Source organism: Pasteurella atlantica (assembly GCF_963693435.1).
GTDB classification, from domain to species: Bacteria; Pseudomonadota; Gammaproteobacteria; order Enterobacterales; family Pasteurellaceae; genus Phocoenobacter; species Phocoenobacter atlanticus.
The window spans coordinates 1,185,409-1,201,340 of record NZ_OY856306.1 but is presented as its reverse complement, the minus strand read 5'-3'; the positions used below and the strand labels follow the sequence as shown (position 1 = coordinate 1,201,340).

Genomic DNA, 15,932 nt, shown 5'->3' with positions numbered 1-15,932 from the left:
GTCATTGATACGACTAGCTCTACCCTATTTTATAATAAATATTCAATTGTAGATTGCTAGATTTATTTTTTAATTACTTGGAGTGATTTATATGAACTTTAAAAAAATGATGGCATTTTTAGTGCTATTACTTCCCCTTTCTGCTAGTGCAGAATCTTGGCTTACAACATTAAGTCATAATGTTGATAGTACGATGGCTACTGTTTTTGGTCCTTTTGTTAGCACCATCTTCTATTCAGTAGATATTAATGGAACAAGTTTCTTATTAATTGCAGGCTGGTTACTTGTTGCAGCATTGATCTTTTCTTTCTATTTCGGCTTCGTTCAATTTCGTAAATTTGGTTTAGCAATTGATATTTTACGTGGTAAATACACGAATCCAGATAAAAAAGAAGCTGGTGAAGTTAGTCACTTTCAAGCATTAACCACAGCTCTTTCTGGAACGGTTGGTTTAGGTAATATTGCGGGTGTGGGTGCAGCTCTTGCTATTGGTGGTCCAGGTGCAACATTTTGGATGATTATAGTAGGTCTTTTAGGAATGGCTTCTAAATTTGTGGAATGTACTCTTGGGGTTAAATACCGTACTATTTTACCTTCAGGTGTAGTTTCTGGCGGTCCAATGTACTACTTAAGCCAAGGCTTAAAAGAACGTGGTTTTGGTGGTTTAGGTAAATTCCTTGCTGTTGGTTTTGCTATTATGGTTATCTTAGGTTCGTTAGGTGGCGGTAATATGTTCCAAGCAAACCAAGCACACGCAATGTTAAATTATGCCTTTGGCGTTCCTGCTGAATATGGTGTAGTAACTGGTATTATTTTAGCTGCTCTTACATTCTCTGTTATCTTCGGTGGTATGCCATCAATTTCTTCAGTAACTGAAAAGCTTGTACCTTGGATGGCATTTTTATATATCGCGATGTCTCTTTTTGTTATTGGCTCAAACGTCGATCATATTGGTCCTGCTTTCTCATCTATTATTGATGGTGCATTCTCAGCGGATGGTGTAACTGGTGGTTTTATCGGTGCATTAATTCAAGGTTTAAAACGTGCGACATTCTCTAATGAAGCAGGAGTTGGTTCAGCGGCAATTGCTCACTCAGCAGTTAAAACAGATGAACCTATTACAGAAGGATTAGTTTCATTACTTGAACCATTAATTGATACTGTTGTTATCTGTACAATGACTGCTTTAGTTATCACTATTGCAGGACAAAATACAGCACCATTTGATGGTTCTGGTTTAACTGGTGTTCAATTAACCGCTGAATCATTTACTCATACTGCAGATTGGTTTAAATATCCATTAGCTGTTGCTGTTATCTTATTTGCATTCTCAACTATGATTTCGTGGTCTTACTATGGTCTTAAAGGCTGGACTTACTTAGTGGGTGAAGGCGCGAATAAAGAAATGGTTTATAAAATTGTTTTCTGTTTATTCGTTGTTATCGGTGCAACTGTTAAGTTTGGTTTTGTTATCGACTTCTCTGATGCCGCAATTTTTGCAATGTCTATCTTTAACATCATTGGTCTTTACTTTTTAATGCCTGTTGTTAAAAAAGAATTTGTATCTTTTGTCGCTCGAGTGAAATCTGGTGAGATTAAAAAATATAAATAATTCTATCAAATAAAACACAACTATTATAGAATGAGCCTATCCTTTGATAGGCTTATTTTTTATCAGTGAGGTATAGTATGAAAAAAGTAATTCAGCACGAGATTAACTTAAGTAAGCATTTATTAAAAAATGGTCCTAAATTTTGTACTCATTATGCTATCGTTGAAGATGAGTTATTCTATTTCAAACCTACAAGAGAATCCATCGGCTACTCAATGCTCTACTTTGTTTTAGGAGGATTGCTATTTGTTATTGCTTCTATCATTTATTATTACACTTCACAACTTGATCTTTTTTTATTTATTACGCTCTTCGGTATAAGTTTGATTATACTGGGATTTTACGTCTCTAGCGATTATATTGCTAAAATTAAATTTGATAAGAAAATAGGTGTTTTTTCAAAAAAACCATATCGATGTGTTAAATTAGAAAATATTGTAGGGCTACAAATCAATCAGAAACAGCAGCTAAGTTACGTTTGCTATGAGATGAATATGCTCACCAAAGGTGGACGTCGTATTAATATTTTGAATCATAATGGACTAGAACAAATGCGAAAAGATATGCAGATGTTAGCAGACTTTTTAGCATTACCAAGTTCTGCAATTAGAGATTATTCAACACTCAACTAATAGTTTCGTAAACCTTATTTCAATCTTTAAGCGGTAACATTATTGTTGTTTTTTGCAAATTCAGACCAAACCTCAAAAGTTAACCGTAACTTCTAAGGTTTTTATTAAAAATGAGACCCTAGTTAATTAAATCACTCTAATTCTGGGAGTTATCCCTATTTTAAATATAAATTATCGAATAATTCCACGAGTTGAGTTTTTAAAGAAATCTAAAAATAGGCTAATTGCAGCTTCTGTTTTAGCATAATGTTCAATATCCTGTTGCACTTCTTCTACTTTTTTTCCACTGCGATAAATCAATTTATATACATTCCGAATTGCATGCATTGTTGCTTTTTCAAAGCCTCGACGCTTCAAGCCTTCAAAGTTTACACCAAATGGACGTGCGTGATTTCCTTGTGCCATTACATAAGGAGGAATATCTTGAACAACAATAGAACCACCACCAAGCATTACGTGTGAGCCAATTACAACAAATTGATGTATTGCTGACATTCCACCTACAATAACAAAATCATTAAGAGTTACGTGCCCACCAAGAGTAGCATTATTTGCAAGAATACAACGATTTCCAATTTGACAATCATGTGCTATATGAGTATTGATCATTAATAAATTATCATCACCAATCTTAGTCACTCCACCACCTTGTACAGTACCTCTATGAATAGTCACACTTTCACGAATACGATTACGATCACCAATGATTGTTCTAGTGGGTTCATCTTTATATTTAAGGTCTTGATTTTTCTCACCTATTGTTGCAAATTGATAAATTTCATTTTCTTTACCAATCTGAGTATGACCATTAATAATGACATGAGAATGAATTTTAGTTCTTGCTCTAATCTCTACATTCTTACCAATGATTGTATATGCACCAATTTCGACGCTTTCTCCAATTATTGCACCTTCTTCAATAATAGCCAATGGACTAATTTTAGCCGTACGATGAATTAATTGCATAAATACTCCTTAGGATTGACGACGAGCACACATTAATTCTGCTTCACAGACTGTTTTTCCTTCAACGGTTACAGTACCAGTAAAACGAATTACTCCTCGCATTTCTTTTAAAATGTTAACCTGTAATTTCATTTGATCTCCAGGCAATACTGGTTTTTTAAAACGAGCATTATTAATTCCTGCAAAATAAAATATTTCACCACCTTCTAATTGGTGTGTTTTAAATGCTAAAATTCCCATTGCTTGAGCAAGAGACTCCATAATTAACACACCTGGAAAAATAGGTTGTTTAGGAAAATGACCTGTAAAACAAGGTTCATTCGCCGTCACATTTTTTATTGCTGTAATCCATTTTCCTTCTTCAAAATCAATAACTCTATCAACCAATAAAAAAGGGTAACGATGTGGTAGAAGTTTCATTATCTCTGTTGTTTCAATAATTCTAGACTCTCTACTTTGTTGTTCCATATCCAACTCAATTGTCCTCTTCAATACTTAATTTTTGTTTTTCAATACTTTTCAGACGTTTATTTATTCCATCAATATTCATCATTAAAGTAGCTGTTTTTCGCCATTGTGTATTTGGTTGTACTGGCATACCAGATGAGTAAGTTCCTTTCTCAGTGATTGAGCGAATAACCATACTCATACCCGTAATAGTCACACCATCACAGATCTCCATATGCCCATTAATAGCACTTGCCCCACCAATTAAGCAGTAACGTCCTACTTTTAAACTTCCTGCCATTATCACACCGCCTGCAATTGCAGTACCTGTACCAATGTGTACATTATGGGCTATCTGACATAGGTTATCAATAATAACATTATCTTCAATTACTGTTGAATCTAATGCTCCTCGATCAATACAAGTACAAGCACCTATTTCAACATTATTTCCAATAATTACACCACCAGTTTGTGGGATTTTAATCCATTTCCCTTTACTATTTGCATAACCAAAGCCATCACTACCAATTACCGTAGCAGACTGTATTAGACAATTTTCACCAATTTGAACATTATGATAAACCGACACATTTGCCCACAGTTGAGTATTTTTACCAATTTGAGTATGTTTACCAATAAAACAACCAGCACCAATAATTACGCCATCTCCAAGTGTTACACCTTCTTCAATAACGGCATTTGCACCAATTGAAACGTTTTCACCTAAAACAACATTGGATGCAATTACTGCACTAGGTTCTATGCTTTGAGCTGATTTTGGTGTTGTATCCATACATTGTGCTAATAATGCATAGGCAACATAAGGATCTTCAACTATGATTAAATTCTGACTTTCTGAGCAAAATTCAACATCATTTCGGCTAACAATAATTGCACCAGCTTGACTTTCTTTTAACTGAGTACGAAACTTAGGATTTGAAATAAATGTAATATGCTCTTTCTTTGCATTTTTAAAAGGTGCAATACCTGAGATCACCAAATCGGCGTTTCCCCGAAGAGAACCACCGATTTGATTAGTTAAATAACCTAAAAGAAATTTTTCCATTAATTACTCATCATTATTTTTTAGCTGGTAATTTAGGCATTGTTCCACCTACTGCTTTAAGAACTTCTTCATCCAAATTATTTTCTTTTTCAGAAGCAAACACAACCGAATTTGCATTTAAAATTATTGTATAACCTTTGTCTTCAGCTATTTCTTTAATCTTACCATCAATTTGTTTAATAATTTGACTACGAACTTTTGCTTCTTCCATTGCTAGAGTTTGACCAACTTCTTTTGATTTTTTACGGTAATTAATCACTTTTTCTCTAAATGCTACCTCTTTTTTATTAAATGCTTGTGCTTTCTTTTCAAATGCATTGGCTAATGTGGCAATCGCTTCTTGACGTTTTTTAATCTCTTTACTACGAAGTCTTGGCGCTTGTTTACTCAACGCTTCTCTTTTTTCTTTTATTTGTTCAATAACTTTTTTTTCTTCTTTTTTCAATTCTTCTGCTTGAGCAACTAATGATTTCTCTTCTTCAGATAATCTCTGATCTTCAATTTCAAGAGCTTTTCTTTCCTGTTGCACTTTTTTCGAGAAATCAGAAGATTCTGCAAATAAAGGATGGTTTTGAATAACAAACTGTGGTGTAACAAAACCAATCTTATCTTCAGCGCTTGCTGTATTTACTACAATGACTAAGCTTGCTACAACGCTAGCGATTTTAAATACTTTTTTCATTAATAATTCCTTATAAAATTTTAATTAATATCAATAAGCGGTAAGATAATATAATAAATTTACTATCTTACCATTTCTTATTTTAACTTTAGAACGAACCACCAATACTAAATTGGAATTGTTCTACATCATCATTTTTATACTTGCGTAACGGTTTTGAATAAGATAACAATAATGGTCCAATTGGTGAATTCCATTGTAACCCAATTCCCGCAGAAGCTCTAAATCGTTTGTAATCACCATAGTCTGGCACATTTTTATTGAATTTCTTAGCATCCCATTTGGTGTTCCAAACGGTTCCTGCATCTACAAACAATGTCGTTCTTACTCTATGCTGATATTTCTGTGCTACAAATGGCGTTGGCATAATTAGTTCTAAATTCGCCACTGCCATTGCATTACCACCAATGATATCATTAGATAATTGATCAAATTTACCCGTTGTTTTTCCTAAGTAAATTGCATTAGGACCAATAGAACCATAAGAAAAACCTCGAACAGAACCTATTCCACCTGAACTATATGTTTGGAAGAATGGAATTTCCTTACCACTAATACCACTCGCATAACCAAGTTTTAAACGAGAACTAATGACCCAACTATGTTCTCTATTTAATGGATAATAATGTGCAAATTTAGTATTTAATTTATAGTACTTATTATCTGATCCAGGAATAGTTACATTACCACCGAAACTTGCTTGCAAGCCTTCGGTTGGCATAAAGCCTCGATCTAAACTATTATAATTCCAGCCAAAACTAAAGTTAAAATCTGTTGTTTTAATTTTTGCATATTTTTCAACACCATTTGGTATCTTAATATCCATCGCTTTTACATATTTTTCACGTGTAAATTCACGATCAACATTATTAATTTTATCTTTAGTTGCACCAAGACCTAAATAGTAACTATTATATTCATCAACAGGAAATCCTAAAGTACCATCAATTCCTAAAGTTGTTCTTTTATAGCCTGAAGATGATCCATTTTTAGAATAGTCATACTTACTATAATAAACATCTCCCCCTAAACTTACTCCATCTTTCGTGAAATAAGGTTCTTCATAACCAAATCGCAATGTTGTACTATAATCATTACGTGTTCCATCTAGGCTAATTGTTGATCCCATACCTAAGAAATTTTTCTGTTTAATTCCAGCCTGATATGTAAAACCACTACCAGTACCATAGCCAATACTAAAATTAATACTTCCGGTATTACGCTCTGTGATGGTGTACACTACATCCACTTGGTCAGTGGTATTTGGTACATTTACTGTCTTCATTTCTACAGCTTCATAAAAACCAGTTCGCTCTAAACGTGCTTTACCTGTTGCAATGGCACTGGTTGACAACCAAGTACCCTCTTGCTGACGCATTTCACGACGTAACGTTGAATCAGCTGTCACATTATTTCCTTCAAAACGAACACGACGAACATAAATTCGCTTTCCTGCTTCTACGACATAAGCAATGGCAACGGTATTATTTTCTTCATCAAAAGAAAAAGACATCTGTATTTTTGCTGAACCATAACCATCTTCGCCTAAACGATACTCTAGTTTAGATTTTAGTGCATCAATATCTTTTGCTCGAAAAATATCACCCGTTTTATATTCTTTTAAAATTTTATTTAATTCATTATCTAAGTTTGCCGTATCGCCAATAACACGAACCTTACTAACTTTATACTGTTTACCTTCACTAATTTTATAAGTTAATTTAACGTCTTTTTTATTATTGCTAAAGTCAGTTTTAACATCATTAATCGCAAACTTAACATAACCACGATTTAAGTAAAAATTACGTAATGCATCTAAATCTTTTTTAAAAACTTGCTGCTCATATTTACTACTTGAAAAAATATTCCACCAAGAAACATCTGGTTGAATATCTAATATTTTAATTAATTCATCTTCCTCAAAAGCTTTATTTCCTTGAAAATGAATTTGCTTAACATAAGCTACTTCATCTTCTTTAATATCTAATTTTATTTTTATTTGACCATTAGCTAATCGCTGAACAATAGTATTCACTATTGCATTATAGCGACCAACAGAGTAATAGTGTTCAAGTAATCCGTCTTTAAAAGATTTTAATTTTTGAGCATTATAAATTTCACCCTTAACAATTAAATTTGCTTTCAAGTTTTCTTTTAATGCTTTTGTTGGAATAATCTTATTTCCCACTATTTCTATATCAGCAATAAATGGTTTCTCAACCACTTCGATCACTAAAGCATTCCCTTCTCGTTTTGCAATTACATCATCAAAACGTTGTTGAATATATAATTGCTGAACAACATTAGTAAGATCTCTATCCGTTACTCTTTGCCCAACTCTTACGGGCAATTTTGAAAGAATTGAACGTTGAATTTCAGGAGAAACTCCATCAATACGTATATCTTTTACAACAAAAGGTGAGGCAATTACACCATTTGCTAACAAAAGACTTGAAAGTAATAATTTTTTCATTAAAAAATCCCTATGTATTTTATAAAATATTTATCTAAAGTTATCGCTTTATTTAATTAAAAATGAATTAAATCATTAAACAAAGCAAAAACCATTAACCCTATTACAAATATCATCCCTAACTGCTGAAATCGCTCTTGTAAATTTTTTGACGTGGCTTTTCCTCGAATTGCTTCAACACTTAACAAAATAAATTGTCCACCATCAAGAGGCAAAAGAGGAAATAAATTCATTACGCCTAAATTTACACTAATCAATGCCATAAAGCTAAGATAATAAATAAAACCCACTTCTGCACTTGCAACCGCACCCTTAGCCATTGCAATAGGTCCTCCCATATTCTTTATTGAGAGATTACCTGTTATTAAATTTACTATAAATTGAAACACCGTATGAATAAGTGAAGTCACTTTTTCAACACCTTTTTCAAAGGCTTCAAGAATACCATATTCTAGCACAACACGATACTTTTCCGCTAGTGGTTGATACTGTGGAGTAATACCAATAACATATCTTTTACTTTCTTTTGATTGTTGAGGTAACAAATTGAACGTCAGTATTTCTGTATCACGTTTAATTTCTAATTGTAATTGTTTTCCTGTTTGAACGACTTCAATCAAATGATGCCAATCAAAGGGAGCTTGGTTTACCTTACGTATTATATCTTTCGCCTGTAAACCTACTTTTTCAGCAACCGAATCTTTGACTACTGTTTTAATTATTGGTTCAACAATGGCTCTTTTTGGAATAATTCCCAATGCCGTTAGCGGATTGTCTTTATTACCATTAAATTGCCATTGTGATAAATCCAACTGAAAAGATTGCGGATATTGGCTATCAATTAAATGCCCTTTAACTTCTACCTTTTCTGAACCCACATTACCAATAAAAGCTAATGCCACTTCTTCCCAATCTTGTACATTTCTACCATCAATTTGTGTAAATTCAAATTCTGTCGGTATCTTCGCCATTGCCACAATGCTGTTTGGTACTACTTCGCCAACCACTGGTTTTAGTGTTGGTACACCTGAAACAAATACTGCCCAATAAGCAAAAATGGCAAAAATAAAGTTGGCAACAGGTCCAGCTAAAATAATTAACATTCTTTGCCAAACGGCTTTGTTATCATAACGTTCGCTATCCGCAAAGCCTTGTTCATCATTAAGCATTTTGACATAACCGCCAAGTGGAATTAACGAAATTACCCACTCTGTGCCTTTTTTATCGGTTCTTTTCCACAACACTTTTCCAAAACCAATAGAAAAACGTAACACTCTCACGCCACAGGCACGAGCAACGGCAAAGTGACCATACTCGTGTACCGTCACTAACACACAGATTAAAAATAGAAAAGACAATGTCGCTGTCACAATTTACCTACTAAATCCTATAAAAAGAAGAAAAATGCTACGGCAAAGAAAGGCACTGCCGCCGTTAGGCTATCAATACGATCTAAAATCCCACCGTGTCCTGGAATTAAATTACTGCTGTCTTTCACACCCGCTTGACGTTTAAACATACTTTCTGTTAAATCGCCTAAAATTGAGATCGCAACGGTCAGGATAGAAACCACAATAAAGGCAGCCATATTTAATTTAGCACTTAACATATCACTCGGATTCACTTGCAAGAAGATAAATGACACCACCCCAGCAGTCACTAAGCCCCCAATCGCCCCTTCAATCGATTTACCAGGGGATACTTTTGGGGCTAATTTATGTTTACCCAATGCTCGTCCAAAGAAATACGCTCCTGAATCCGCCGACCAAACAAGCACTAATACATAAAGTAATAAAAATGCCCCTTGATAAGGATTTGAATGGTAGTGATAAAAACGTAGTGCTGGCATTGCGATTAAAAATGGGACTAAGGTCAAAAAGCCAAAAATAAATTTAGCACTGATGGATTTTGCCCAAAACTTGGCTGTTTTTGGGTAACCGATCACTAAAAATAACGCTACTAACCACCAAATTACCCCAACAAATAACAATGGCGTGGTAACATCATTAAGAAAATCTGCTTTTTTAATGGAATAAGTGCCAGCCATTATCGGAAATAATAAAATCCCCAAAGTAACTAAGGCAACAATTATTCGTCCAATAGAGCGTTTAATACCCGCAAATTGTGCCCATTCCCACATTCCTAATACGACTAAAACCGATATCGCAAGAAAGAAAGGAAGTGGCGAAAGAAAAAATAATCCCAATAACGCAAGTGGAATCATAATCAGTGCAGAGAGTATTCGTTGTTTAAGCATTTTGTTTCCTTATTTGTTGTTCACGATTCACAGCCACCAAAACGGCGTTCACGCTGTTGGTAAGCCATTATCGCTTGTACAAAAATTTCATCGTTAAAATCAGGCCATAATACAGGGGTAAAAAACAGCTCCGCATAGGCAATTTGCCACAACAAAAAGTTACTAATTCGTTGTTCACCACTGGTACGGATCAAGAGATCTACCTGTGGTTGCTCTGCTGTAATTAAATTCTGTTGTAGCTGTTGTTCAGTAATTTCATTTAAGGCAATTTCGCCCAATTTTACTTGTAACGCTAATTTTTTTGTCGCCTGTGTGATATCCCACATTCCGCCATAATTTGCGGCAATATTAAGAATTAAACCATCATTATTTTGGGTTAATTTCTCTGATTCAATAATTTTTTGTTGTAACTCATCACTAAATGCCGATGTATCGCCGATCACTTTTAAACAGATATTATTTTTATGTAATTTTTTTACTTCACTGTTTAACGCTTTCATAAAAAGTGACATCAAGGCAGACACTTCATCTTGTGGGCGACACCAATTTTCGCTACTGAACGCATAAAGTGTTAGCACCTTAATTTGATGACGAGCGGCAAAATTTACCGCAGTTCTGACCGCTTTCATTGCATTTTGATGACCAAAAACTCGCAGTTTACCCTGCTGTTTTGCCCAACGTCCATTGCCGTCCATAATAATAGCAACGTGTTGTGGCATTCTGTCTAAATCAAAACGTATGTCTAATTCATTCATTATATTTGTAATATCTGTTGTTGTGCTAGCTCTCTCGCTAACTTATCTATATGTAATACGTCCGCAATTTCAGTCATTTTTACTGGTGCAATATTTTCTACAACTGAGCGATTAACCTGTTCAATATCCGTAAAACGAATTTGATTATTTAAAAAAGTCTCCACCGCAATTTCATTCGCTGCATTCATTGCTGTTGTCGCATACTGCCCTTCTCTAAATGCATCAATGGCTAATTTTAAGTTTGGATAACGAGCGAAATCTGGTTCAACAAAGGTTAATTCTTTGAGTTTAAAAAAGTCTAAGGGGGCAACGTTAGAATAGATACGCTCTGGATACGCCATTGTATGAGCAATCGGGGTTCGCATATCAGGATTTCCCATTTGAGCAATCACACTGCCGTCAATATAACGCACCATTGAGTGAATAATGGATTGTGGGTGGATAATAATTTCCATCTCCTCTTCACTGGCATTAAATAACCAACGTGCTTCAATATATTCCAAGCCTTTATTCATCATCGTTGCTGAATCAACGGAGATTTTTTGCCCCATAGACCAGTTTGGGTGTGCGACAGCCTGAGCAGGCGTAATACTTGAAAACTCACTTAACGGTTTGGTTCTAAATGGACCACCCGATCCTGTTAAAACAATTTTACTGATCCCTAATTCTGCCAACGGACAAAATCCGATTTGATTTTGTGCTTGTGGCGGTAAAGATTGAAAAATCGCATTATGTTCACTATCCACAGGCAACAACTTTGCCCCCGATTTTTTCGCTTCATCAATAAAAATCTGCCCACAAGTCACTAACGATTCTTTGTTCGCTAACAGTACTTGCTTACCTGCTTTTACCGCAGCAAGGGTCGGCAACAAGCCCGCCGCCCCAACAATCGCCGCCATTACCATATCCACATCAGCGTGAGCCGACAATTCACAAATCGCTTGGCTACCCGCTAATACTTCGGTTTTAATTGAATGAGATTGCAAAGCGATTTTTAATTGTTGAGCGGCATTTTCATCGTCTAAGGCGACAAATTGAGGTTGGAATTTTAAGCATTGTTGAAACATTAACTCAACATTTCTGCCCCCAACGAGTGCAAAAATTTGATAACGCTCTGGGTTACGTTCAATCACAGAAAGGGTACTTTTTCCGATTGAACCTGTTGAACCTAAAATAGTGATTTTTTTCATAATAGTAAATATAAATGAAGCGGTAAGATTTTATATAAAATTTACAAAAATTTAAAAAATTGCAAAAAACAACTAAAATCCGACCGCTTTAAAAAATTAGAAATCCAATAATTCTTTTTCTTTACCTGCTAACACTTCATCAACTTGTTTAATGAATTGATCGGTAATTTTTTGAATTTCGTCTTGTGCTTTACGCTCTTCATCTTCACTGATTTCTTTATCTTTTAATAATGCTTTGATTTTATCGTTCGCATCACGACGTACATTACGCACCGCCACTTTACCTTGCTCTGCTTCGCCTTTTACGATTTTAATTAAATCACGACGACGTTCTTCTGTTAATGGTGGAAGTGGTACACGAATTGTGGTGCCTGCTGTCATTGGGTTTAAACCTAAGTCTGAACTCATAATTGCTTTTTCAACATCACTGATTAAACTACGATCAAATACGCTTACCGCGAGTGTTCTTGCATCTTCTGCCACCACATTTGCTAATTGGCGAAGTGGGGTTAATGCACCGTAATAAGAAACTTGGATACCATCTAATAAAGCAGGTTGCGCACGACCTGTACGTACTTTAGAAATATGATCTTTAAACGCTTCTAAGCTTTTAGTCATACGTTGTTCTGCATCTTTTTTTATTTCATTAATCATTTAATCGTCCTTTTTGATAAATAGCTAAAAAATTAAGGCAGATTGTACCGAATCTGCCTTAATTTTCCTAGTGTTATTTTATAACTCAAATATTAAAGTTATATTATTTATATGATGATTACTCTTTTCCACCATCAAGTTGATCTTGCCAATCAAATAATTTTTGCCATTCTCCCTCAGCTGCCAATTTTGCTTGACGAGGCCAAGTACCAGGTTTATGAACTTTAAAGCGATCTCCTCCTTTTTTAAGGATTTCTTGACACTCTTCTACGCTAAGTTCTCCAAGCTGTTTCCAAGTTGTAATATTTGATTGGTTAAATAATTCTGCAATCTTAACACCAATTCCCTCAATAATAGTTAAGTCATTTTCCTTAATTCTTTTACCAAAAACAGCTTTTGCTTTATTTGCATCAAATGTAACGCTCGCAGTTTCTTTCTCGGCACTAGAGCTAAAAGCAGTCACTTCAGGTTCTGATGCTGAAACCAAGTCATCAGTTTTAGATGATGCCAAACTTTTCTCACAAGTACTCAACTTTGATTTCAGAGTATTATTTTCCTCAGTTAACTGCTTAATCACTCTGTTATGCTCTTCACATTTGCTTTTACCAATCAGATAACCTAATAAGGCACTAAGCAAACCAACAATTAAAGGAATAATCCAACACATAAATTTTTTCTCCGTTATTGTGACATTTTATCAATAGAAATAGTAACTCGGCGATTTTTCGCTCGCCCCTCAGCACTACTGTTATCTGCAATAGGTTCATCAGAACCTTTAGAATCGATATCAAGTTGTGATTTTTTCAAACCATTTTTTTCTAAGTAATTTGCAACAAATGTTGCTCTTTCTTTACCTATCAAAATATTTTTTTCAGGGTCACCCGTATTATCTGTATGTCCTGTAATTGAAACTTTTGCTGATGGAGAATAATCCAAATAACTCGCAATTTTCAACAATCCTTGACGTTGTAATTCTGATAATTTTAGATTTGTTGCACCTGTTTCAAAATATAACATTAGTGGGTTTTTACTTACATCTTCCAACAATGCTTGCATCATTTTATCACGAGAAGATAGCGCATCTTTATCGAGTTCTTTTACTGAAAATTCTGCCATACCTAAATACTGATTATTTTGACTTTTAACTGCCTCAGGATAAGCTCTACTTGCTATCATAATTTGCTGACTATTTGCACCCAACGAACCAAAATGATCTTTAATTTGTTTAGCTCGAGCGAGTCCTAAATCAGGAAATACTGATGAATTAACTTCATTGGGATTAAATAGACCAGTAACAGTAAGTTGTCTTGCTGAATTATCCTTAAGATAGTTAACTGTTTTAGTTAAATTTGATTGTAATTCTTCTGAATAAGGTTGCACAGGAACATACTCAGATTCAACAAAATTGAACCCATCTTTGCCATCGAGCTCAAAATTATCTCCAACTAAATTGAAGCCTACATTTGTCCCTTGTTTTACATCACTTCCACAACAGACACAACTCTGTAATAAGCAACCAACTATCCATAAGACAATCAGCATTATCAAATACTTTTTAGTCGTCTTTCTCATTTAATTTATACCCTCCAATGATGATGACCTGATTGATAAATCTACTACATACTTTACAAAAAGTAAAGCTACCCAAATAACAAATATTAAGAAATAAACAATTGATACGCAAACAAAAGTAACTTATAGACAATAAAAAACATTAACATTGCAACAATCACATCTAAAATCTTCCACATATAAGCTTTAGCAAATAATGGGGCTAATTTCTTACCACCATACCCCAATCCTAAAAACCATATTAATGATGCGAAAAGAGCTCCTATCAAAAAATAAATTTTTTGTGAAAAATTCAAATTCGCGGCGATACCTCCCACAATAACGACTGTATCTAAGTACACGTGAGGGTTAAGCAATGTAATAGCCAGTGTTGATAGAACTGCCACTTTTTTACTGATATGTGTTTTATCGATCACCACTTCCATCGTATTATTCTGAAATGCACTTTTTAATGAAGAAATCCCATAAAAAAGTAAAAACATCGCCCCTAATAACGACAACCCAAGTTTTGCTATGGTATTATCAATGATTAGCTGCCCCAATCCTAAAACCCCTATACTCATTAATACAAAATCACATAAAAAACAGACTAAAATTGTAATAAAAATATGACTATTACTGATAGCACGTTTTAGAACAAACGCATTCTGAGCACCGATAGCAATAATCAAGGTGGCAGAAGTTAAAAAACCCGTTACAAATATATCAAACATAGGTCAACCACTCCTTTAAAAAATAAATAACAAATTCGAAAGTAACAAGAATATATAACAAGATCAAGGTAATTTAATAGTTGAAATACTGCCACAAAGTTAAATGCAACAATCTAGAAATGGTGTTATTGAAAAAGAAAGGGAGAAACGCAATTGTGTCACTTTTCAGTGACACAATTTTAAAATATTGATACTTAAGAAATTGTTGTTCCTTCTTCTGTACTTAAAACTACTTTTTTCAATGCTCCAGCCTTACCCATATTAAATACACGAATTGGTATTTTATGATCACGAGCTAACGTAAAAGCAGCTAAATCCATTACTTTTAATTCTTTATCAATCACTTCTGCATAAGTTAATGTATTAAACAGTATTGCATTAGGATTTTTTTCAGGATCACAATCATACACACCATCAACTTTAGTGGCTTTTAGCACTACATCCGCTTCAATTTCGATACCACGTAAACAAGCGGCTGAATCAGTGGTAAAAAATGGATTACCTGTACCTGCTGAGAAAATCACAACTCGTCCTTCACGCAACATTTTAATGGCATCTGACCAATTATAATTATCACAAATACCCGTTAAATCAAAGGCAGACATCAATTTTGCATTTACATCTTCACGGTGTAATGCATCACGCATTGCTAAACCATTCATCACCGTTGCAAGCATACCCATATGATCGCCGACTACACGGTTCATTCCTGCTTGAGCCAATTTCGCTCCACGAAATAGATTTCCACCACCAAGAACAATCCCAACTTCAACACCCATTGCAACGAGTTCTTTCACTTCACTTGCCATTCTATTTAAAATAGAAGGGTCAATACCAAATCCTTCATCGCCTTGCAAGGCTTCACCGCTTAGTTTTAATAAAATTCTTTTATAAATTGGCTTGCTCATAT

General features: G+C 34.5%; 16 protein-coding genes. 2 read left to right on the top strand and 14 right to left on the bottom strand.

Going from position 1 to position 15,932, the window contains the following annotated elements; translation table 11 throughout:
• Nucleotides 1–91: 91 nt before the first annotated feature.
• Entirely contained in the window at nucleotides 92–1,612 is a 1,521-nt protein-coding gene (locus U9966_RS05715; protein WP_306347083.1) for an alanine/glycine:cation symporter family protein, read from the top strand.
• Nucleotides 1,613–1,689: 77 nt separating this feature from the next.
• A complete protein-coding gene (locus tag U9966_RS05710) occupies nucleotides 1,690–2,244 on the top strand; it encodes a hypothetical protein (protein WP_306347082.1) in 555 nt (184 codons plus the stop codon).
• A gap of 171 nt (nucleotides 2,245–2,415) precedes the next feature.
• Here the strand turns inward: U9966_RS05710 and lpxA are convergent, their stop codons facing one another.
• The 14 genes from lpxA to pyrH all read right to left on the bottom strand — a co-directional run bounded on the left by lpxA (nucleotide 2,416) and on the right by pyrH (nucleotide 15,930).
• Entirely contained in the window at nucleotides 2,416–3,210 is a 795-nt protein-coding gene (gene lpxA / locus U9966_RS05705; RefSeq protein ID WP_306347081.1) for an acyl-ACP--UDP-N-acetylglucosamine O-acyltransferase, read from the bottom strand.
• A gap of 9 nt (nucleotides 3,211–3,219) precedes the next feature.
• Nucleotides 3,220–3,678 (bottom strand): 3-hydroxyacyl-ACP dehydratase FabZ, encoded by a 459-nt coding sequence (fabZ, locus tag U9966_RS05700; protein ID WP_306347080.1) that lies wholly within the window; start codon nucleotides 3,676–3,678, stop codon nucleotides 3,220–3,222.
• Between the two features lie 7 nt (nucleotides 3,679–3,685).
• Nucleotides 3,686–4,726, bottom strand: coding sequence for a UDP-3-O-(3-hydroxymyristoyl)glucosamine N-acyltransferase (gene lpxD / locus U9966_RS05695; RefSeq protein ID WP_306347079.1), 1,041 nt, complete (start codon nucleotides 4,724–4,726; stop codon nucleotides 3,686–3,688).
• 13 nt (nucleotides 4,727–4,739) lie between these two features.
• Complete coding sequence (locus U9966_RS05690) at nucleotides 4,740–5,408, bottom strand: OmpH/Skp family outer membrane protein (protein WP_306347078.1); 669 nt, start codon at nucleotides 5,406–5,408, stop codon at nucleotides 4,740–4,742.
• Nucleotides 5,409–5,496: 88 nt separating this feature from the next.
• Nucleotides 5,497–7,881: an outer membrane protein assembly factor BamA gene (bamA, locus tag U9966_RS05685; RefSeq protein ID WP_306347077.1), complete on the bottom strand. Its 2,385-nt coding sequence runs from the start codon at nucleotides 7,879–7,881 to the stop codon at nucleotides 5,497–5,499.
• Nucleotides 7,882–7,937: 56 nt separating this feature from the next.
• Nucleotides 7,938–9,251 (bottom strand): RIP metalloprotease RseP, encoded by a 1,314-nt coding sequence (rseP, locus tag U9966_RS05680; RefSeq protein ID WP_306347076.1) that lies wholly within the window; start codon nucleotides 9,249–9,251, stop codon nucleotides 7,938–7,940.
• Nucleotides 9,252–9,268: 17 nt separating this feature from the next.
• A complete protein-coding gene (locus U9966_RS05675) occupies nucleotides 9,269–10,138 on the bottom strand; it encodes a phosphatidate cytidylyltransferase (RefSeq protein ID WP_306347075.1) in 870 nt (289 codons plus the stop codon).
• 20 nt (nucleotides 10,139–10,158) lie between these two features.
• A complete protein-coding gene (locus U9966_RS05670; RefSeq protein ID WP_306347074.1) occupies nucleotides 10,159–10,893 on the bottom strand; it encodes an isoprenyl transferase in 735 nt (244 codons plus the stop codon).
• The gene (ispC, locus tag U9966_RS05665) at nucleotides 10,893–12,083 is read right to left on the bottom strand and encodes a 1-deoxy-D-xylulose-5-phosphate reductoisomerase (RefSeq protein ID WP_306347073.1); all 1,191 of its coding nucleotides are present in this window, start codon (nucleotides 12,081–12,083) and stop codon (nucleotides 10,893–10,895) included. Before ispC ends, U9966_RS05670 begins: the two co-directional genes overlap by 1 nt.
• Before the next feature lie 96 nt (nucleotides 12,084–12,179).
• Nucleotides 12,180–12,737, bottom strand: a complete 558-nt coding sequence (frr, locus tag U9966_RS05660) for a ribosome recycling factor (RefSeq protein ID WP_306347072.1) — start codon at nucleotides 12,735–12,737, stop codon at nucleotides 12,180–12,182.
• 118 nt (nucleotides 12,738–12,855) lie between these two features.
• Nucleotides 12,856–13,404 (bottom strand): hypothetical protein, encoded by a 549-nt coding sequence (locus U9966_RS05655; protein WP_306347071.1) that lies wholly within the window; start codon nucleotides 13,402–13,404, stop codon nucleotides 12,856–12,858.
• 14 nt (nucleotides 13,405–13,418) lie between these two features.
• A complete protein-coding gene (locus U9966_RS05650; RefSeq protein ID WP_306347070.1) occupies nucleotides 13,419–14,309 on the bottom strand; it encodes an OmpA family protein in 891 nt (296 codons plus the stop codon).
• 86 nt (nucleotides 14,310–14,395) lie between these two features.
• Nucleotides 14,396–15,022 (bottom strand): LysE/ArgO family amino acid transporter, encoded by a 627-nt coding sequence (locus U9966_RS05645; RefSeq protein WP_306347069.1) that lies wholly within the window; start codon nucleotides 15,020–15,022, stop codon nucleotides 14,396–14,398.
• 194 nt (nucleotides 15,023–15,216) lie between these two features.
• Nucleotides 15,217–15,930, bottom strand: coding sequence for a UMP kinase (pyrH, locus tag U9966_RS05640; RefSeq protein ID WP_306347068.1), 714 nt, complete (start codon nucleotides 15,928–15,930; stop codon nucleotides 15,217–15,219).
• Nucleotides 15,931–15,932: the final 2 nt, after the last annotated feature.